This is a genomic window from Planctopirus limnophila DSM 3776, assembly GCF_000092105.1.
Taxonomy (GTDB): Bacteria; Planctomycetota; Planctomycetia; order Planctomycetales; family Planctomycetaceae; genus Planctopirus; species Planctopirus limnophila.
Window position 1 is genome coordinate 5,113,217 of the sequence record NC_014148.1, and the last position, 21,345, is coordinate 5,134,561.

Here is a 21,345-nt window from a genome sequence, read left to right on the forward strand (position 1 = left end):
GATTCGAACTGATACCAACACACTGACTTATTTCCCCGCACTGAGCGTGAGATACTATGGCAGCAATTTCTCCCACGATGCTCGATGTTGTTGATATCGACAACACAATCGAGACACCGGGTCGGCGTTCTGAGCTGGTGACTCGGAACAGCAGTTATGCCGAGATTACCGATTCGGTCTGCTACGCTGCCGAGTCACCCCACCCACCGCTGGCGTGGTATGTGGCGTTTGCCATCTCGACTTCGCTGACGATGATGCTGGGGCTGATGGTGACTTACCTCCTCTTCACCGGTATTGGTGTGTGGGGTAACAACTCGCCTGTCTTCTGGGCGTGGGATATTGTCAACTTCGTGTTCTGGGTCGGTATTGGGCACGCTGGAACGCTGATTTCAGCCATTCTGTTCCTCTTCCGGCAGAACTGGCGTACGAGTATCAACCGTGCTGCCGAAGCGATGACGATCTTTGCTGTGGTGTGTGCCGGGATGTTCCCGACGATTCACGTCGGGCGTATCTGGGTGATTTACTACCTCATCCCTTATGGCCCGAACCAGCATGCGATCTGGCCGCAATTCCGCAGTCCACTTCTGTGGGACGTCTTCGCGGTTTCGACTTATGCCACCGTTTCGCTGCTCTTCTGGTACATGGGGATGATCCCCGATCTTGCCACTTTCCGGGATCGAGCCACAACCCGCTGGAAGTACAATCTTTACGGCCTGCTGTCACTCGGCTGGACAGGTTCTGCCCGCCACTGGCATCGCTATGAGCGGGCTTATCTGCTCCTGGCCGCTCTGGCCACGCCGCTGGTGCTCTCTGTGCATACGGTGGTGTCATTCGACTTCGCGACCTCACAAATTCCCGGCTGGCACACCACGATCTTCCCCCCCTACTTCGTCGCAGGTGCAATCTTCGGCGGTTTCGGGATGGTGGTCACATTGCTGGTTCCCGCCCGCGCACTCTTCGGCCTGGAACACCTGATTACTCTCCGTCACATGGAGAACATGAACAAGGTGATCCTCGCGACGGGCACCATCGTGGGTTATGCCTATGCGATGGAATTCTTCATTGCCTGGTACGGCGGTAACCCTTACGAACAGTTTGCCTTCACCAACCGTATGTTCGGCCCCTATGCCTGGGCCTATTGGACGATGATTGCCTGTAACGTGATCAGCCCGCAGGTCTTCTGGTTTAAGAAGTGTCGAACATCACCGCTGGTCATGTGGATCGTTTCGATCTTCGTGAACATCGGGATGTGGTTCGAACGCTTTGTGATTGTGGTGATCTCGTTGAGCCGTGATTACCTCCCTTCCAGCTGGGGTTACTACAGCCCGACCTGGGTCGATATTCTCACGTTGATTGGCAGTTTCGGGCTGTTCACCACATTGTTCCTGCTCTTCTGCCGGTTCCTGCCCATCGTGGCCATGGCCGAAGTGAAGGGTGTGGTGCATCAGCACAATCATGCCGTAGGTCATCACGAGCACGATGCGGCTCACTGATGAACGTGTCTCAGTCGATTTGAGTTTTATGGTTTCTTCCAGTGCTGGTTAAGAGCGAAGTTGGAACGGTTCTTCCGGATCGAACCAAACGGAATCTCCTCGAAATTTGAAGTAAAGCAGGCTATGGCCGACCATTCACACTCTGAAACAAACCCAGTGACATCTACTCCCCATGACGAAGCTTCTCCCGGTACGGGTGAAGCAGCGGTTCGGGGTGTGGCACCGGCGGCTGATCCCAAACAACCCGTCGCCTATGTCCTGGCCGAATATTCGACACCAGAAGCACTGGTGAAAGCTGCCCGTCAGGTCTATCAGCAGGGCTACACGAAGTTCGATGCCCACTCGCCCTTCCCGATTCACGGGATCGACGACGCCATGGGGATCAAGTTCACTCGCCTGCCCTGGTTTACCTTCGTTGCCGGTGGCCTGGGGATTATCACCGCCACCCTGCTGATCTATTACACGAACAAAGAGTGGTACCCTTACCTGATCAGCGGTAAGCCGCTCTTTTCGATTCCGTCTGCTGCACCTGTGATGTTCGAATTGATGGTGCTCTTTGCAGCCATCACGACATTGCTCGGCATGCTGGCACTCAATCGCCTCCCGCTTTTCACTCATCCGCTGTTTCAGAGCACTCGCTTCCAGCGTGTGACCAACGATAAGTTCTTCCTCAGCATTGACGCTCGCGATCCGAAGTACAAAAGCGAAAAGACGATTCAACTGCTGACTGGCCTGGGTGCTGAATACGTCGAGACTTGCCATAAAGAAGCTTCCGCCCCACTGCCGTGGGCATTCCGTACAGCCGTCTTTCTGGGCCTGCTGCTCGCCATGGTCCCTGTTTCGATGGTCGCCTGGAAGCGTTCGACCTATTCGCGTGAACCACGCATTCGTGTGATCTTCGATATGGTTTCGCAGCCCAAGAAGAAAACACAGACCACCTCGACATTGTGGCAGGATGGTCGGGCCATGCGTCCGTGGGTGGAAGGAACCATCGCTAAAGGTGAGCTGAAGGCTGATGATGCTTTCTACCGCGGCTTGAAACCAGGCGGTCTCAATGCAGTGGCGGCCACGACCGTCTCGATGACCAATCTGGTTGCCAATCAGGACGGTGCTGCAGCAGCAGCCACACCAGGCGCTCCCGCGACACCTCCTGATCCTCTCGACAAGTTGCCCTGGATTGAGAACTTCCCTCTGGAAGTCACACCCGAGCTGATGAAACGTGGTCAGGAGCGTTACAACATTTACTGCGCGACATGTCACGGCCTGGGTGGCGTAGGTAATGGACTGGTCACAATCCGCGCGATTGAACTGGCCGAAGGGACCTGGGTTCCGCCCGTCACCTTCCATTCCGAAGGTTTACGTAAACAACCCATCGGGCGCATGTTCCACTCGATCAGCAACGGTGTCCGCAAGATGCCTGGCTATGGTGATCAAATTCCGGAACGTGACCGCTGGGCGATCCTGCTGTATGTCCGGGCGCTGCAGAAGAGTAAATATGCTCCTCTGTCCGATGTTCCACCAGAAAAGGTGAATCAACTGACAGACGTCGCTCCCTGATCCACAGGGGTCTCTTAAGAATGTTGCTCCATCAACGATTGAATCGCTGACAAACGCCAAATCCGAACACATTGGCCAAGTCGAATAAACAGTCCATCGATCTCGAACGCGTACGGTGAATGGCATGTCTCACGCCTTGACTCCTGAACACTCAACGACTGGCAGCCACGCTCAGGCAGGTTCCTGGAAGGAGCATCAGACGCTGGGAGCTCTTGCCGGCAAGATCTGGCTCCCTGCTCTCATCACAGGAGTGGCGGGGCTGGTTGTGGCTGCTGGCGCTGCTGCCTTTACTGGTGGTTTGAGGCAGTTCCTCTTCGCCTATCTGACGGCTTTCATGTATGTCCTCAGTTTTACGCTGGGCTCGATGCTCTTCGTCCTCGTCCAGCATCTGACGAGAGCCGGCTGGGGTGTGGTGATTCGCCGGATGCAGGAACTGATTGCTTCAGCCGTCTTGCCCCTTTCGATCCTTTTTCTGCCAATCCTGGTGGCTGTCCTGATGGGGAATGGCGAAGTTTACCCGTGGAATAATCCTGCCTTTGTGGCTGATCATCCCCTGGTCCAGGCCAAAGCCAGCTATCTGAATTCCGGCTGGTTTACAGTCAGAGCTGTGGCCTATTTTGCGATCTGGATTTTCATCACCCGGTTCCTCCTGAGGAACTCTCTCAAGCAGGATCAGACTCCCGATCCTTCGATCACTATTAAGCTGGAAGAACGCAGCGGCCCGCTGATTTTCCTCTTCGCTCTCTCCTGCACCTTCGCTGCCATTGACTGGATGATGTCTCTTGCACCGGAGTGGTACAGCACGATTTTTGGTGTCTACTACTTCGCAGGTTCCATGGTGGGTTCTTTTGCCCTGTTGAATCTGCTGATTATTCTGCTGCAGAAGCCTGCCGGCCTGCTTTCACCCATCTCGGTGGAGCATCGGCATGACACCGGCAAGCTCATGTTCGGCTTTACCTGCTTCTGGGCCTATATCGGTTTCTCGCAGTACATGCTGATCTGGTATGCGAATATCCCGGAAGAAACTCTCTGGTTCCAGGCCCGTCAGAATGGTGGCTGGGAATATGTCTCTCTGGTACTGATCTTCGGCCACTTTTTCATTCCTGCACTCCTGCTGCTCCGCAGACAATTCAAACGCAGCAAAAGCCAATTGGCTTTCGTATCGGTCTGGCTGCTGGTCATGCACTACGTCGATCTGTACTGGCTGATTTATCCACAGTTTGCACCATCACCCGTCTTTGGTCTGGTTGAGATCGGAGCATTGGTCGGACTGGTGGGACTGTTTGTGGCAGCTCTGGTTAAGGCAGCAGGACAGCACAGCCTGCTGCCACTGAATGATCCGCGACTCGATGAGTCACTCAAGTTCCACAATATCTAAGAAGTGATCCGTCAGTGTTGGGGATGCCGTGACAGATATGAGGCGATAGGTTTGTTCAGTGAGTTTCTAAAGTTCTGGAATTTGCTCGGGAAATGAGAGTCTCGCCAGTCGGGCGAAAGCAAATCGATACAATTCAATGACAACCTGAGTCGATCAGGTCGTTTCAAGGAATCGCAGGCACCATGGCCAAGTATGACGATTTGAATGTGAAGGACATTGCCGTCGCGGGTGTCGCCTCGGTAATCATCGTCTTTGTCTGCATTGTGGGGGCTCAAGCCCTCTTCTTCGATTACCGCAATCGCGAAGATGTGAAAAAGATCATCGACTCCCGCAATGCCACTTACGACTCGATCATTGTGGAGCAGAAGACCAGACTCCAAGAGTATGGCTGGATTGATAAAGAGAAGCAGATTGTCGCGATTCCTATTGAGGAAGCGATGCAGATCGTCGTGAAAGAACAAGCAGCCAAAAACGTAAAGGCGGAAACAGCGGATGTTCGGTAACTGTCACAAGTCAGCACAGCGTTCTCGACCGACTGTAAGGCCACTGGCTTTACCCGTTGCTCGGCGCTTTGTGTCTGCCTTCGCGACATGTGGGTCTGTCATGTCCCGCAACGATTGTTCAGTCATCTGTTTCACAATGGCCCTCGTGACATTGTCGTTGATCTATTCCCAGAGCGTCTCAGCCAGAGATGTCGTCTCTGGTGGTCTGGCAACTGGCGGCGAGGTGCGTTCGGTTCTGAATGATCGTCAGCCGAAAGCCCTGGATGATGTCGGTGTGGATGAACATCTGGGTGACCAGATTCCACTCGACCTCAACTTTCTGGCCTCCAATGGCGACATGTTGAAGCTGAAGGAAATCTTTCGCGGCGACCGCCCGGTGATTCTTTCGCTGAACTACAGCGGTTGCCCCATGCTCTGCAACCTGCAACTGACCGGGCTGATGAAAGGTCTTTCGAAAGTTGACTGGGAGATCGGCAATCAGTTTCGCGTGGTTTCCATCAGTATCGATCCCCGAGAATCACCCGAGAAAGCGGCCGAGACCCGGCAAAAGTATCTGCAGGAATATGGCCGTCCCGCAGGCGTTGATGGTCTCTTCTTTCTGACAGGGAATCAGAACGCGATCGATCGCATCACGCGCTCGATCGGTTTCAAGTACCATTATGTTCCCGACCGCAAAGAGTATGCACATACGGCTGTCGCTGTCCTGTGCAGCCCCGAAGGTCGAATTGTTCGATATCTGTACGGAATCGAACAGGATCCCCGAACCCTTAAGCTCTCACTGGTCGAAGCCTCTGAAGGTAAAGTGGGGGCACCTTTCGAGCGGATTCTCCTGTACTGTTTTCACTACGATGCCAAAGCAGGGCGATATGGGCCTGCAGCCATGAATATGATGAAGTTGGGTGGGTTGTTCATGACCGCTGTGCTGGCCATCTGGCTGACATGGCACTGGCGACATTCCAAACCAAGTTCACCAACAGGCAGTGCCAATCCCGCTGCCGCATCAGCGACGACTGGCCTGTTGTGATATCCGGAAAGCGTTTACGTAATTATTGTGATTCTTCTTGTCGTACGAAGTTGGTTTTCAAATTGAGTCTATGGTTGGCGGCTGCGGTTGATTGAGAAGCAATTCATCTTGAATCAGTGACCGATTCAGGGTGTCATTGGATGCTGTGGAGTGTGGGTTATGTGGTTGTCGAAGTTCGCTGTTTCTTTCGTGCCGGCACAACTGACCAGCAGCTACTGGCTGCCTGAGCCGAACTCGACCTTTGCACCAGAGGTTGATGGCCTCTTTATGTTCATCTTCTGGCTCAGTGTCTTCTTCTTCGTGCTGATCGTGGGCCTGGGTACTTACTTCGCACTCAAGTACCGCCGGGTGGGAACGACGGAAGTGGTCGTGCCTTCGTCCAGCCATAACACAGCCCTGGAAGCGACGTGGTCACTCATTCCCACTGCTCTCATTTTCGTTATTTTCGGGTGGGGCTTTGTGGGCTTCGTTGATATGCGGACTCCTCCGGAAAATGCTTACGAAGTGCAGGTCAATGCGAAAAAGTGGGCGTGGAACTTCACCTACCCTGGTGGATTGCAGGATTCAGATCTGCATCTTCCCGTCGATCAGCCGACAATCCTGACGATGACCTCAGATGATGTGATTCACAGCCTCTTTATTCCCGCTTTCCGCGCCAAGATGGATGTGGTCCCAGGTCGATACAACAAGCTCTGGTTCCATCCGACCAAGACTGGTGAGAATGTCCTCTTCTGCACCGAGTATTGTGGCAGAGAACATTCGGGCATGAATCGCAAGGTCTTTGTTTACGAAGAAGGTGGCGTCGAAAAGAAGCTGGCCGAAATTCAGGAAACCATGGATAAAATGGACCCGGCCGAATTGGGCAAAATCACTTTCACGAAATCGGGTTGTATGCAGTGTCACTCAATTGACGGCAGCAAAAAGGTTGGCCCCAGTTTCCTGGGTTTGTTCGGCACAACACACGACATTACGACCGGTGAAAAGATCACCGTCGATGAGAATTACATTCGAGAATCGATTCTCGAACCCATGGCCAAGATTGCTGCTGGCTACAATCCCCAGATGCCTTCTTACAAAGGCCAGTTGCGTGAGAAGCAGATCGAGGGTTTGATTGCCTACATCAAGTCGCTCAAGAACAGCAGTTCCAAATAATCGTTCGTCGTTTTTATCGCAGATAACACCGCCAAATACATAATCAAAGTCTGAGTCAGTCAGGAGGGCATTCGTGGCCACCATAGTTGAGAATCCAAGTTTGACCGGCGGCAGCCCCGGTGCTGAGCCCGTGGTCGATAACTATCTGACCTTTACCAGAGGCTGGAAGAGCTGGGCCTTCACTCTCGACCATAAACGCATTGGCGTGATGTACCTGTGCGCCACGCTCGGTGCGTTTTTCGTCGGCGGGGTCATGGCTTTGCTCCTGCGATCCGAGCTGTTCTTTCCCGGGAAGCAGTTCCTCAGCCCAGACATGTATAACCACATGTTCACGCTGCACGGCGCTGTGATGACCTTCCTCTTCATCATCCCGGGCATTCCCGCGGCTCAAGGCAACTTTGTCCTCCCCATCATGCTCGGTGCCAAAGATGTCGCCTTCCCGCGGATGAACCTGGGCAGCTTCTATCTCTGGGTCTTCGGGGCCATTTACCTTGTGGCGGCCATCATTTTCGGCGGACTCGACACCGGGTGGACGTTCTACACCCCCTACAGCACAACGACAAACACCAGTGTGATTCTCGCTACCACAGGTGTTTTCATTCTGGGCTTCAGCTCGATCTTCACCGGACTGAACTTCATCGTCACCATCCACACGATGCGTCCGCCGGGCATGACCTGGTTCCGCATGCCGCTCTTCCTCTGGGCCACTTACGCCACCGCGATTATCCAGGTGCTGGCGACGCCAGTGCTGGGAATCACGCTGCTATTGCTGATTGCTGAACGTGCTGTCGGCATCGGAATTTTCCAGCCAGAATTGGGTGGTGATCCCGTGCTCTTCCAGCACTTTTTCTGGTTCTACTCGCATCCGGCCGTGTACATCATGATTCTGCCGGCCATGGGTGTGATCAGCGAATTGATCTCAACCTTCAGCCGCAAGCACATTTTCGGCTATCGTTTCATCGCCTACAGCTCGATCGCCATTGCTCTCTTGGGCTTCCTGGTGTGGGGACACCACATGTTTACCAGCGGTCAGTCCGCAGTTTCCGCGACCATGTTCAGCTTCCTGACGTTTAGTGTGTCAATCCCATCGGCCATCAAGGTTTTTAACTGGCTGGCCACGATGTACAAGGGGTCGATCAGCTTTGCGACGCCAATGGTCTACGCTCTGTCGTTTATCTTCCTCTTCAGTATCGGCGGCCTTACCGGGTTGTTCCTGGGTGCACTTTCGGTCGATATTCACCTGCACGATACCTACTTCGTCGTGGCCCACTTCCACTATGTGATGATGGGGGGCACGTTGATTGCCTTCCTCGGTGGGCTGACTTACTGGTGGCCGAAGATGACAGGCCGGATGTACGATGAATTCAGCAGCCAGATGGCCGCCATTGGTGTCTTCATCGGGTTCAATCTCACGTTCTTCCCACAGTTCGTGATGGGTGCCCGTGGGATGCCTCGCCGCTATGCCGATTATCTGCCGGAGTATGAGTTCTACCATCAGCTTTCGACGATCGGTGCTTTTGTGCTGGGTGTCGCACTGGTGGCTGCTGTCGGCATTCTCGTGAGATCATTGTGGACTGGCCCCAAGGCTCCTGCCAATCCCTGGGGTTCTGCCACTCTGGAATGGCAGTGTTCTTCGCCACCTCCTCATGATAACTTTGCAACGACCCCAGAAGTGGGTGATCCTTATGCCGTCGAATCTGTGAAGTGGAGTGACAGCGAGCGTGGGTATGTGAAAAACCCCAGCTACGTGCCATCGAAAGATCATTAGTCGTTTGATCTGCGAGTAGTTCTGTTGCTCGCAGATTGACGGTCACTCTGCAATGAATCTGAAGTTTGCCTTTGTGTGCCCGGGAGAGATGAATTCATGTCGACAGCAGACGTTGTGTCCCCTGTAACAGCACCGGGAGAGCATCACGCTCACTCTGGTGACGGGCATGATCATGGACATGGTCATCAACCACACCTGGCTCACCACTTCGAGTCCTACGAGCAGCAGTTCGATGCTGGTAAGCTTGGAATCTGGTTATTCCTGGTGACCGAAGTCCTGTTTTTCAGCGGTCTCTTCTGTGCTTATGTCGTCTTCCGAGTGCTCTATCCTGAGCTCTTCGCATTCGGCCACCTGTTCCTGAATAAGGAACTGGGAGCCATCAACACTGTCGTGCTCCTGGTCAGCAGTCTGACCATGGCTCTGGCAGTACGGGCCGCTCAGTTAGGACAGCGTCAGGTTCTGATTTCGATGCTCGTTGTGACGATTGCCTGTGCTTTTGTCTTCATGGGGATCAAGTATGTGGAGTACACCACCAAGTTCCGCGAAGGTCTATTTCCTGCCCGGTACTTTGCCCCGACCCCGGAAGCCCTCCTGCATGCGGCTCACATGATTCACGATGCTCAGTCTCACGGTGCTGCGGGACATGCGGCCGGAGATGGTGCTCATGATGAACATGCAGCTGACACATCGCACGGCCATGACGCTAAGGCCGGTGATCACTCGCACGAAGAGGTCAACAAAAACGGTTTGACAGCTGCTGAACAGGCGATGGTCGATTCTGTGAAGGTGCCGCCCAATGCAGGTCTCTTTTTCAGCATTTACTATTGCCTCACCGGTCTGCACGGGATTCACATTATCGCGGGGATTGCAGCCATTTCCTGGATTCTCGTGCGTTCGATCAAAGGGCATTTCACCCCGTTATATTTCGGGCCGGTGGAATACGTGGGACTTTACTGGCACTTGGTCGACTTGATCTGGATCTACCTGTTCCCACTCCTTTACCTGATTCACTAATCACAGGTTTGCTTCTGTAATGGGCGGTTGATCAAGACTTGATCGCTCGAAGATATTGAAGTTTCTACGTCGGTTCTCCTGGAAGGTTTTGTGATGACAGCTGCAACGATGGACCATACAGGACACGGGCATGACGCACACGGTCATGACGGCCACGCGCATCATGGGGACGCGCATCATGGGCACGGGCACTACCCAGGTGTGCCCAGTTACTCGCACATCATGCCGCTGTGGATTCTGTTTGCCGTCTTCGCCTCCCTGATCGCTCTGACAGCTCTCACTGTCGCGCTATCGGGAGTTGCCCTGGGGACCGCAGAAATCTTCGTCTCGATGGGGATTGCCACCATCAAGGCACTTCTCGTCGCGGTTTACTTCATGCATATGCGGCACGATAAACCTTTGAACGTGTTGATCTGCACCTTCTCACTGGTCTTCGTGGCTCTCTTCATCGGTCTGCTCCTCTTTGACTCGATGGAATATTATCCCAACATTGCGGCCCGCACTTATGTGGAAATGCTGGACAAGGCCAAATAAGTCCCACGGGAGTGATCTTCGTTCACGAAAAGAGCCTATGGCTGGTTAAAGTCATAGGCTCTTTTGATTTATTGTCAGTGCTGTAGACGGATCGCAGGACGACAGTGGCTTCAAGTTATAGAATCTGTAGTGATGGAAATTATCAGTTGATTGTCCAAGCGGCGACGATCATTCTTCCATGATCAGCCGAAAGGGTTGAGAGCCTGCCATGCCTGCCCGACGTGTCATAGTGCAGGTAGAGATTGGTGTCTACCTGATGATTGCCTCTTTGGCGATCTTCTTTATCAGTGGGATTGCGGCATTTGTGATCGTTCGCAATCGCCTGCCTGAAACTGCCACCGATTCTGGCGATTTTCCCATCGGGCTGTGGATCTCGACGGCGTTTCTACTGGCAGGGAGTGTTTCGATTCAGAAAGCACTTTCGGCCGTCAAACGCGAGAGACAAAAGCCCTTTCGGCAGTGGCTCATCGCGGCTGGGGTTATGGGCACACTGTTTCTCATCTCACAAACCATCAGCCTCTGGCAATTGCTTGAAATCCACTGGCAGGTACTGAAGGAAACCCGCATCTGGGGGTTTCTATTCCTGCTCATCCTGTTGCATGCCGTCCATTTTGTGGCGGGTCTGGGTGTGCTGTACGCCGTGATCTACTACAGCCTCAAAGGACGCTTCGATCATGAGTACTACAGCAGTGTGAAAATGACTGCTGTTTATTGGCATTTTCTCGATGTGGTGTGGATTGCCATGCTGATCATGTTCCTCATGACCACCTGATCGCCTCGCCTTGCCTCAGTGTGGAAGAGCGAGTTTTTCAGAAAGGTGCACTCTACTGATTTCTGTTTCTGCCTGTTAGCATTTTCATGCGAGTGGCACACCGGTTCGAATCTTCCAGCTGCTGTCGTGCCCATCAGTTTAATGTTCTTGGTACACGTTCTCATGCAGGGACAGGCGATGTCAGCAGAATTGTCGATCACACCTCAGGCGGAATTGTGGGCCAGGTACAGTGCAGGCCTGTATCGCAACGAAGAGTTGGGATTCTCGCTCGATCTCAGTCGAGTCAATATGAGTCCTTCCGAGCAGTCGGCGATTGCCGAAATGTTCCCCATGGCATTCAGCGCCATGGCACAACTTGAAGCGGGGTCAATTGCCAACAAAGACGAGGGCCGCATGGTGGGCCACTACTGGCTGCGTGCCCCGCAACTGGCTCCAACTCCCGAGTTGGAAGCAGATATTCTCCAGGCCATTTTCGATGTGAACGCCTTCTGCCAGGCTGTGCATGCGGGCGAAGTTACTGGCAGTGGTGGCAAATTTACCAATGTGCTGCTGATTGGAATTGGCGGGTCAGCCCTGGGGCCACAATTCATTGCGACAGCCCTTGCCAGCAGTCACGACAAACTCCACATGTCTTTCTTTGATAACACGGATCCTGATGGCATTGATCTGGTGCTGTCGTCACTGGCCAGCTGCCTGGCGACCACGCTGGTGGTGGTCGTTTCCAAATCCGGGGGAACACCTGAAACTCGCAATGGGATGCTGGAAGCCCAGGCGGCTTTCCAAGCGGCTGGAATTCCCTTTGCGCCCCAGGCTGTGGCAATCACCCAGGCCGGAAGCAAACTCGATCAGACGGCACAAAGCGAAGGCTGGCTGAAGACCTTCCCCATGTGGGACTGGGTGGGCGGACGAACGTCTGTCATGTCCACTGTGGGGCTGGTTCCCGCTGCACTCCAGGGGCTCGATATCGACAGCCTTCTCGAAGGTGCCGGGCAGATGGATTCACTCACACGAGTTCCGCAGGTCAAAGAGAATCCCGCCGCACATCTGGCGATGGCCTGGTATCACTGCGGACAGGGCCGAGGGAGCAAAGACATGGTGCTCCTCCCCTATAAAGACCGGCTGGCACTTTTCAGCAAGTATCTGCAGCAGCTCGTCATGGAGTCTCTCGGCAAAGAACTCGATCGAAAAGGCCAGAAGGTCAACCAAGGCATTGCCGTTTACGGCAACAAAGGCTCAACCGATCAGCACGCTTACGTGCAGCAGTTGCGAGATGGCCTGAATAACTTCTTCGCAACGTTTATTGAGGTTCTCAAAGATCGCCAGGGAGATTCGATCGAAGTCGATGCGGGTGTTACCTCGGGAGATTACCTCTACGGGTTCTATGCCGGAACCCGCAAAGCTTTGTATGAAAGTGGACGTGATTCGATCACGATTACTGTCAACGAGGTCAATGCGCACTCGGTCGGAGCGTTGATCGCTTTGTATGAGCGGGCTGTAGGCCTGTATGCCGAACTGGTGAATATCAACGCCTATCATCAGCCAGGTGTCGAAGCTGGCAAGAAAGCTGCTGCCCAGATTCTAGCCCTGCAGAGTCAGGCGGTCGAAGTGGTTGTCAGCAATAAAGCTTCACTCACCGCCGATGAAGTGGCCAAGCTGGCGAATGCCTCAGATGTCGAATCGATTTATGGCATCCTGCGACATCTTGCGGCCAATCCTTCACGTGGAATCGTCCGGCAGCCAGGCAAAACCCCTGCTGAGGATCGCTTCGGTAAACTGTAAGCCTTTTTCAAGAATCTCAAATGAGGCAGATGAGTCATTCTCAACCGATGATCTCTCATTGGCCTTGCAAGACGTTCAAGGAATCATGCCTGCAACAAAGTCAAAGTGATGTGCATGTTGGGCATCACTCTTCTAAAATCTGATAAATGCCGGTCTCATCGTGACAGTCCATTTGAGAACCAGCGACTGAAAACCTCATTGAGTGATTGAGAATTACGGGATTATGGCTTACGTCAACGACAATTATCTGAAGCTCAAGGCTGGTTACCTGTTTCCCGAGATTGGCCGTCGTGTCTCCAAATTTGCCAAGGAAAATCCTCAGGCAAAGGTCATTCGTATGGGAATCGGCGATGTCACCGAGCCATTGCCCGCCGCCTGTATCTCCGCCATGCACAAAGCTGTTGATGAAATGGCGAGCCGGGAAACATTTCGAGGGTACGGCCCCGAACAAGGCTTTGATTTCCTGCGAGAAGCGATTGCTAAACATGACTTTCAGTCACGTGGTGCCCAGGTTCAGGCCGACGAAGTTTTTGTTTCTGATGGTTCGAAGTGTGATACGGGCAACATTCTCGACATTCTTGGCAAGTCGAATGTGATTGCCGTGACCGATCCTGTTTATCCGGTCTATGTCGATACCAACGTCATGGCAGGCCATACAGGCGAAGCAGATGCTGGTGGTCGTTATGCCGGTCTGGTTTATCTGCCGATGACTGAGGCCAATCAGTTCGTACCGGCCCTTCCTGAGCAGAAGGTCGATATTGTCTACCTGTGCTCGCCGAATAATCCGACGGGTATGGCTGCTTCGCGATCAGCACTGGAGAAGTGGGTCGATTACGCCCGCAAGAACGAAGCCATTATCTTCTTTGATGCCGCTTATGAAGCATTTATCACCGAAGCCGATGTGCCTCACTCGATTTTCGAGATCGAAGGAGCTCGCGAATGTGCCATCGAGTTTCGCAGCTTCAGTAAGACGGCCGGTTTCACCGGAACCCGTTGTGCCTTTACCGTCGTTCCCAAAGGTTTAACGGCCCGCACATCGACTGGTGAAAAGGTGGAACTCCACGGCCTCTGGAATCGCCGCCACACCACAAAATTCAATGGTGTCTCGTACATTGTTCAGCGGGGTGCCGAAGCTGTCTATACTCCTGAGGGACAATCGCAGGTGCGGCAGCTTGTCGAGTTCTATCTCGAAAATGCCCGTCTCATGTGTGCTGGTCTTAAGCAGGCCGGGCTGACCGTTTATGGCGGTGTGAATGCCCCTTACGTCTGGTTGAAAACACCGAATGGACTCAGCAGTTGGGACTTCTTCGATCAATTGTTGTCGAAGGCACATCTGGTCGGTACGCCGGGCTCTGGCTTTGGTGCCTCCGGTGAAGGTTACTTCCGCCTAAGTGCCTTTAACAGCCGGGCCAATGTGCTGGAAGCGATTGAACGCGTCAACAAGTTTGTGCAAGGATAGCCAGGATGACCGTTTTGACGACTCCAAACGCTCTGCCGTCGACCAATCTGCGTTCTTTATACGCCAGCGGACAGTTTGCCCTGTCGATCGAGATCTTTCCGCCGAAAACGGCTGAAGGTGATGCTGCTCTCAGGCAGGCACTGCAGGAGTTTTCCACTTACAACCCGGCTTTTGTTTCGTGTACTTACGGAGCCGGTGGTTCGACTCGAAGCCGGACACTCGACTGGTGCCGTGAGATTATCGATCGGGTGGGTGTAGCACCGACGGCTCACTTTACCTGTGTGGGAAGCAACAGTGACGAACTGATTGACTGGCTCGGTCAGGCATGGCAACTGGGCGTGCGGAACATCATGGCTTTGCGTGGAGATGTTCCTCAAGGCGAAACTGAATTCAAGGCTGTGGAAGGAGGATTCAGCCACGCCCGCCAGCTTGTGGAACTCATTCGAAAAGAGTTTCCCGAGATGGGAATTGGCGTAGCCGGCTATCCCGAAAAACATCCTGAAGCCGTCTCGCTGGAAACAGATATCGCCTTCCTGAAAGAAAAGATTACCGTCGGTGGTCATGCCGTTTTTACGCAGCTGTTTTACGACAATGAAACTTTCTATCGCTACTGGGAAATGTGCCTCAAGCAGGGCATTGATGCACCGATCATCCCGGGAGTCATGCCGATCACTGAGTATTCCCGGGTGAAGCGTATTGTCGAAATCAGCGGCACCAAAGTTCCTGCTGAACTGCTTGAACAGCTGGAAGCTGCACATCTCCGCGATGACAAAGCCGCCCAACTGGAAATCGGGATCGAGTATTCCGTGCAGCAATGTCAGGATCTGATCGATCATGGCGTCCCGGGCCTGCACTTTTATGTGCTCAATAAAGCCCATGCCACCAGCCAGATTCTCCAGTCCCTTGGTCTCAAAAATTCAGAGATCACCACGGGCTGATCATGGCTTGAAACCTGGAGTCATCCAAGAAGCAGCTGATTTTGTTGAGCGTGGGTTTGATCGAAGTTTATCTCCGGCCATTGGGCTCAAGTTGGAAGCAGATTAAGAGCCTTGCTTCCGAGAAGAAGTTAAGGCTTTTGCGCCGCCATTGAGTGTCGGCTCTGTTCTCACTGATCGAGTGCTGATCGCCACAAAATCCGTGCACCAGACTACAGACGATGTAACAGCTCATCGAGACTGGCAATTGTCTGCGAAAAGTCGATCCATGGCTTGGCATGAGCCAATTGGCTCGCTTGCCCCAGTCGCTCGTTGAGCTGGCCCAGTTCAGTTTTCGCCAGTGCCGCTTCATACCAGCGAATTCGTCGTTCCACAAATTTTTGATCGACCTGCAGCAGCCATCGCTGAAGCTGTTCGATCGACTGACCAGAGACAAATCGGGCCGCGACATCCGCTCCTCCCGCCACCCCCGCCGTGGCCGCAGCATCCACTGTCAGATGCATCACTCCCTGTGTGGCGACATCCACCAATCCGGGAACCAACATGATCGAAGCAAAGGTCACTCCCACGCGGCCAAAAGCGGCTACCTGATCCAACACCTGCAAAGTCAGCTTCAAGCCGGGCTGTGCTGCTAAAAACGCATGAAAGTCTTTTTCAACCAGCTCTTGAATTTCCTGGTGCAGGTCACATTGCTGATGCGATTCCTGCAACTCTTTCAGCACTTTCTCGCGGCCTGCACTCGATAGGACGGCTTTGAGTAGATGCTGGAATTCCTTGAGTTCTGCCCGTTCGGAAACCAGAGCCGTGGCTCGATCCATTTCTTCAAACAGCCTGGCTGTCGCCAACGACATCACCTGCCATTCGTCTCTTCGATATTGTTCCACTGGCGAGGCAGGTTTGGCCGAGGATGACGTAAGCCATTTGGCGGGTGCGAGCAGTACTTCGCCCACTTTACCGTAACCCCAATGAATCCTTTGAATCAAAGGAGCCCGCTCCTGAGACCAGATCTTCCACAGGGTCTCGATGACGATTGGCCTGGGAGCCGCCGGCCAATTCAACCGCTGTCCATTCAGAGAGTTTTCCAGAATTGAGGCCAGATCCCGCAGTGATTCGGCTTTATTGCGAAACCCCGCCAGCCACTGACTGCTCCCCAGTACCACACTCTCCAGAGCTCCGCGAGTCGCACGCAGCTTCAGTTCACTGAAATGCAAATCGCTTAAAAGACGAACCAGCTGATTGCTTTCACTTCGACCGACCTCAATCTCACGCCCGTGGCCCATCGCCTGCTTAGAAAGTTCGCCGGCCAGTGGGATAAACTCCAGCTTCAGTTCGCGCAACTGCCGCTTCTCTTTCGAACTATCGCGCGGGACAGCAAAGACAGCCAAAGGATTTACTTCGGTCTCTGCGATAAACGTTTTGAGCCATTGCTCCCAGGTCTTCTCAGGATCAGGCCAGTCGAGCTTGCTGAAGACCACAATCACGCTTTTCTTCTGGCGGGCTGCTTCTCGAAAAAACATTTTGACGGCTGCGTCGTTGTACTTCTGATCGGTCAGGACACCAATCAAGACATCGCTCGCTTGACAGATCATCGAAGCCCGATGCAGATTCTCCGTCACCACGCTGTCGATATCCGGCGTATCGAGCAGCAGAAGATTAGCGGGAAGGTGATTGCCAATCGTTGTGAACAGCAGATTGTCCGCATCGCCGAACCGCTGTGGGTTGGACTGGGCGGTACTGACTGTCAGCCGCTCTTGTTGCACCATCCGATTCTCAGGAAGAGCGGCCACCAGGAAGCCAGGAAAGATGGCGTTCAACGAAGCCGACTTAGCAAAATGAGTCGGCACCAGGCAGACCGGATACCGCGTAAATCCCGCATGAGGATTTGCTTCGCCAATCGCTTCGCCCGCCAGATGATTGAAAATGGTGGTTTTGCCGGTATTCGTCCCTCCCACAATCGACACCACCAAAAATGGTTCGCCGGTCAATTGTGGCAATAGTTTATTGCTCAACAGCCCATACCATTCCGATTGTTGATACTGGTCGTCCGTTTCCAGCCGTTCGCGAGCGGCCTCTGCCACTGTTTCCAGTTGAATCGCAAAGACTCTCAGCTTCTCGCTCAGCGGTTGAAGTTCCAAACCCATGTCGATCCCGGAAATCGATGTCTGTTAATCGTTTCTGATGGGAGGCAGCTTCTCCCCAGTCATTAGATCTTCCCCAGAGACTCGATTCTGAACCATTCTCCGCTCAATTCCAAGTTGTCATCTTCTCGTACACCTGTCGAACCAGCTCCCCCAGGACACTGACGATGTGGCACAGCACTTCCTTCAGGAAAGTCTTCCCAACCCGCAAGCTTTACCTGTTGGGCCAAACTTGCCTTGTTCGCGTGTTGGTCAGTCAATGAAAAGTCTCTTCGAGAATTCATCAGGTTGTTTCAAGTCTTTCTCATGACGAGTTACTTCTGAGGTTAAATTTTTGAATGTGACCAGGCACGCAGATGCTGTCTTCGGTTTTGAGTCACAATGAGCAGTGAGTGGTTCTGTCTCGTTCCTGTTCATGAGATTCGGATGATCAATCGATTGAGGAATCGGTGAGGCTATGCCATACGACGAGTTTCTGACATCACTCATTCAGCAGGCGATGATGGAACTCCAGTCCCTTGTCCATCGGCGATTCCTGCACAGACAGACTCTCTGGGGGCTTGTCACGCCGCTGGTTTGTCTGGGTCTGTCGAACACCAGTCTGGCTCAGTATGAAATGGGTCCTCCTGCCAAAGGTGCTGGTCCCCATCACGCAGCTCAATACGGAACTGGCCCGTCGAGGGGTAACCCTTCTGCTCGACCTCCAGCGGCGGGATATTCTTATCAGGCGTGGCCTTATCGACAGTCTGCCCCTGCGATGCCTCCGCAGGGAAATCCCACAGCACCTCAACGGGGTCTGTATCAGATCCAACCCCCTCCGGTGGATAGATCATCAAACCAGCCACCCTTCAATCAGCACTCCTCAGGAGCGAATTCACGTCAACCAGGTGGCTATCAAATGGGTGGCTACCCACAGAACTCCTATGGGCCGGGCAACACTCCACCGGGGGCCTACGTTCATCCGCCTGCTGATCGAAGAAACACGCCGGGCTCGGCTGGATTACTGGGGCCTGGCCAATCTTCCAATCGTGATCTGCCCAGTCAACCGGCTGCAGCCGGAGCGACGTTGACACCCAAGTCGATGCGGGAACTTGATCCCAGGACTCATTCCCGACCGGCTGGATCACTGTCACCTTTTGGCAAGCCTTCGTCTGAGCCGCAAGAACCAGCGAATCCTGAGTTAGCCTTTCCCCAGGCAGCGCTGCAAGTGCAGCCCGTCATCAGTCAACTGGGGAGTCAGGGAACTTTACTCGTGCAGGTGCGGAATACAGGCGTGGCTGCAGCCACAGGCCTGACACTGGAATTGGAATCAACATCGGCCTTACCCCTTGGCCATCAGGAAGGGACCGATAATCATCTGGCAGCATATCGGCTGACTTCTCAAAACAGTCGCAGTTTTCATGTCCCTGTGAATCAATTGGCATTTGGGGAATCGAGAGAGATCGCCATTCCAATGACGGCGAAAACTCTAGGAGATCATGTTGTTCGTTGCCGGGTGATGGCTGGTCAACAGGCACTTGATGAAGTCTCCAGTACCGTGCGGATTATTCCCCGTCATCTCGAATTTGAGCTGGTGGCCAGCTATCATCGCCAGATCAATTCTCCATTGGGAAGTACCATTCGCGTCAAGAATGTGACTTCGCAGCCCATCTCGAAAGTGGCCGTCCGACTCGCTTTTGACGATGCCCTCGAAGCCACTCGTCTCGGGGCGGCCACAGTCGTCGAACCTGGCCTGATCGAATGGCAGATTGAAGCTCTCCAACCGGGTGAAGTGGCCTGGTTGCCTATGGAATTCACAGGCCGTCGTCCATCCCAGGAAAGCTGCTTGCGGGCAACTCTCAGTCGCAACGAAATCCCGCTGGATCAACTTGATCATCCTGTCTCGCTCGCGGATGACCGATTGCCTGTCACTCTCGATATTCTGGATCGTCAGGAACCTTCATCGGTCGAAAGCCAGCGTTCGGTGATCGTTGTGGTTCGCAATCACGGGTTTGATCCCTGTCAGCCCGTCGTCGGGATGCAACTTCCGGCAGGCTGGAAGCTCGCCAGTGTCACCGATCCTAAAGCTGGCAGGAACTGGCAGGTGCGATCAAAAGCCGGTGAATTGCTGCTCTTCCCTTCCGCCACAGTCGATGCGGGAGAAGCTGCTGTGATTGGATTAGAACTTATCCCACAATCGGCAGGAAATGGCACGCTGATCGGCCGGCTCTACTCCAATGCTCGTGCAGTGCTTAATCAACCTGCAGGATCGGTCCTGCCCGATCTGGAAGTCGAAGAACAACTCGCAATTCACGCAGGCTCTCAGTGAGAAGAACTGGCTCTTCGAAAGGCTCTGCGGTTCAAGGATTATCGGAAGAACTCTCGTCGGTACCGCTGCCACTTTTTTTACCAGGCGATGACCCCCAGCGGGGTTTCTCGAGAGTGGATTCCCACTTGCGGTAGAGTGCTTCGAGCTGTTGAAGTTCGTCGGGGTGTGTCGCAGCCAGGTTTCGCTGCTCGTCAGGATCACTTGAGAGATCAAATAACTCAACTTGATCACCCTGGTCATCGTTGCCCGAGACGGCTTTCAAGTTTCCCTGTCGAATCGCCCATCGTTTTCCAGACTTCCAATACAGTGGTCGATCGACCAGTCGTTGGGTTTTGCCCGTCATTCTGGGAATCAGGCTGATGCCATCCAGCTTCTCAGGATCGAACGGGATCTTCTTCAGTTCAGCATCACCAAGACCAGCCACATCGAGGATGGTGGGAAAGAGATCGAGAGCAATCACAGGCTCATCGATCACTTGACCGGAAGGAATCTTCGCAGGGTATTGAACGAGAAAAGGAATTCTTGTGCCTCCTTCCCAGGTTGAGCCTTTTTTCCCGTGTAGCGAACCATTGTCGTGCCCGCCTGCTCCGCCATTATCGTTGATAAAGATCACCAGAGTATCTTTCGACAGGCCGCACTCCTTCAGGGCATCCAGAACTTTTCCGACAGCGCGATCGAGAGCGATGGTCATCGCATAAATCTTGTTGCCATCAGCCGCCTGCAAATCGACTGCCGTGGCATCGTTGGGGCTATGAGTCGCATTGAATGCCAGGTACATCATCCACGGTTGAGACTGCCACTGTTTGATATAGGCAATGGCCTCATCGGCCAGATGATCTGTCATGTAGCCGAATTGTTCCTCAGGGATCGCAGTCCGATCGCGCAGCATCTGATTCAAACGAGTTGGTTTCTTGAGAGGGAAATAGCTTCGCGAGCCCTGCAGAAATCCGTAGTAATCAGTAAAGCCCCGTTCCATGGGATGAAACTGTGGGGCATAGCCCAGGTGCCATTTCCCGAGTGCAATCGTTCGATAGCCATCTTCCTTGAGAAGTTGAGGGAGCAAAGTTTCTGATCGTGGGAGGCCGTTTGTCTCGCTATATGCTGGTGGGATATTGAACTCATGCCCAAATCGCTGTTGATACCGTCCTGCCAATAACCCCGCTCGCGATGGACTGCAGACACATCCCGAGACATATCCCTGTCGAAAATGGACACCGTTCTTGCCAATCGAATCAATGTGCGGGGTCTTGTAACGGGGATGACCTTGAATCGAAAACTCGGCATGTCCGCAGTCATCAGAGAGTATCAATAAAATGTTGGGGCGACGTTCGCTGGTTGTTTCTGTTGTGGCCCTCTGAGCCAAAGCCAGTTGACTGGTGAATTGAAACGCCAGAATCAGCACCAACCACAGTCTCATAATGGAAGATCTTCTCATCAGTTCTCTGCAGTCTTTTTAAGCGGCCCTGGTTTGTTCCATGAAACATTACGGTTGAGAATCAACGCCTGATCACAAAAAAACTACAGCCAATGT

At 53.4% G+C, this 21,345-nt stretch carries 16 protein-coding genes; 14 read left to right on the top strand and 2 right to left on the bottom strand.

Features of this window, described 5'->3' with window-relative positions; all coding sequences use genetic code 11:
- Positions 1-56: 56 nt before the first annotated feature.
- From nrfD to metF, 13 genes are all read left to right on the top strand, one after another.
- Entirely contained in the window at positions 57-1,493 is a 1,437-nt protein-coding gene (gene nrfD / locus PLIM_RS20490; RefSeq protein WP_013112226.1) for an NrfD/PsrC family molybdoenzyme membrane anchor subunit, read from the top strand.
- 156 nt (positions 1,494-1,649) lie between these two features.
- Complete coding sequence (locus PLIM_RS20495; protein WP_196349493.1) at positions 1,650-3,050, top strand: quinol:electron acceptor oxidoreductase subunit ActD; 1,401 nt, start codon at positions 1,650-1,652, stop codon at positions 3,048-3,050.
- A 124-nt stretch (positions 3,051-3,174) separates the two neighbouring features.
- Entirely contained in the window at positions 3,175-4,428 is a 1,254-nt protein-coding gene (locus PLIM_RS20500) for a hypothetical protein (protein ID WP_013112228.1), read from the top strand.
- 182 nt (positions 4,429-4,610) lie between these two features.
- Positions 4,611-4,931 carry a hypothetical protein gene (locus tag PLIM_RS20505; protein ID WP_013112229.1) on the top strand — a complete coding sequence of 107 codons (321 nt, stop codon included), beginning with the start codon at positions 4,611-4,613 and terminating at the stop codon, positions 4,929-4,931.
- Positions 4,932-5,031: 100 nt separating this feature from the next.
- Positions 5,032-5,955, top strand: coding sequence for an SCO family protein (locus PLIM_RS20510; protein WP_196349494.1), 924 nt, complete (start codon positions 5,032-5,034; stop codon positions 5,953-5,955).
- Positions 5,956-6,114: 159 nt separating this feature from the next.
- Positions 6,115-7,107 carry a cytochrome c oxidase subunit II gene (gene coxB, locus PLIM_RS20515; RefSeq protein WP_013112231.1) on the top strand — a complete coding sequence of 331 codons (993 nt, stop codon included), beginning with the start codon at positions 6,115-6,117 and terminating at the stop codon, positions 7,105-7,107.
- 73 nt (positions 7,108-7,180) lie between these two features.
- Positions 7,181-8,875 carry a cytochrome c oxidase subunit I gene (ctaD, locus tag PLIM_RS20520; protein ID WP_013112232.1) on the top strand — a complete coding sequence of 565 codons (1,695 nt, stop codon included), beginning with the start codon at positions 7,181-7,183 and terminating at the stop codon, positions 8,873-8,875.
- A gap of 96 nt (positions 8,876-8,971) precedes the next feature.
- Positions 8,972-9,889, top strand: a complete 918-nt coding sequence (locus tag PLIM_RS20525) for a cytochrome c oxidase subunit 3 (protein WP_013112233.1) — start codon at positions 8,972-8,974, stop codon at positions 9,887-9,889.
- Positions 9,890-9,982: 93 nt separating this feature from the next.
- The gene (locus tag PLIM_RS20530) at positions 9,983-10,423 is read left to right on the top strand and encodes a cytochrome C oxidase subunit IV family protein (RefSeq protein WP_013112234.1); all 441 of its coding nucleotides are present in this window, start codon (positions 9,983-9,985) and stop codon (positions 10,421-10,423) included.
- A 208-nt stretch (positions 10,424-10,631) separates the two neighbouring features.
- Positions 10,632-11,195 carry a cytochrome c oxidase subunit 3 gene (locus PLIM_RS20535; RefSeq protein ID WP_013112235.1) on the top strand — a complete coding sequence of 188 codons (564 nt, stop codon included), beginning with the start codon at positions 10,632-10,634 and terminating at the stop codon, positions 11,193-11,195.
- Between the two features lie 177 nt (positions 11,196-11,372).
- Entirely contained in the window at positions 11,373-12,974 is a 1,602-nt protein-coding gene (locus tag PLIM_RS20540; protein ID WP_013112236.1) for a glucose-6-phosphate isomerase, read from the top strand.
- Positions 12,975-13,197: 223 nt separating this feature from the next.
- Entirely contained in the window at positions 13,198-14,433 is a 1,236-nt protein-coding gene (locus PLIM_RS20545) for an LL-diaminopimelate aminotransferase (protein ID WP_013112237.1), read from the top strand.
- 5 nt (positions 14,434-14,438) lie between these two features.
- Complete coding sequence (metF, locus tag PLIM_RS20550; protein ID WP_013112238.1) at positions 14,439-15,371, top strand: methylenetetrahydrofolate reductase [NAD(P)H]; 933 nt, start codon at positions 14,439-14,441, stop codon at positions 15,369-15,371.
- A 209-nt stretch (positions 15,372-15,580) separates the two neighbouring features.
- Here metF and PLIM_RS20555 read toward each other — a convergent pair whose 3' ends face one another.
- Positions 15,581-17,509: a GTPase domain-containing protein gene (locus PLIM_RS20555; protein WP_013112239.1), complete on the bottom strand. Its 1,929-nt coding sequence runs from the start codon at positions 17,507-17,509 to the stop codon at positions 15,581-15,583.
- Between the two features lie 454 nt (positions 17,510-17,963).
- Between PLIM_RS20555 and PLIM_RS20565 the strand changes: the two genes are divergently transcribed.
- Positions 17,964-19,814: a COG1361 family protein gene (locus PLIM_RS20565; protein WP_013112240.1), complete on the top strand. Its 1,851-nt coding sequence runs from the start codon at positions 17,964-17,966 to the stop codon at positions 19,812-19,814.
- 31 nt (positions 19,815-19,845) lie between these two features.
- Here PLIM_RS20565 and PLIM_RS20570 read toward each other — a convergent pair whose 3' ends face one another.
- Positions 19,846-21,231, bottom strand: coding sequence for a sulfatase family protein (locus tag PLIM_RS20570; protein WP_052301645.1), 1,386 nt, complete (start codon positions 21,229-21,231; stop codon positions 19,846-19,848).
- Positions 21,232-21,345 lie beyond the last annotated feature (114 nt).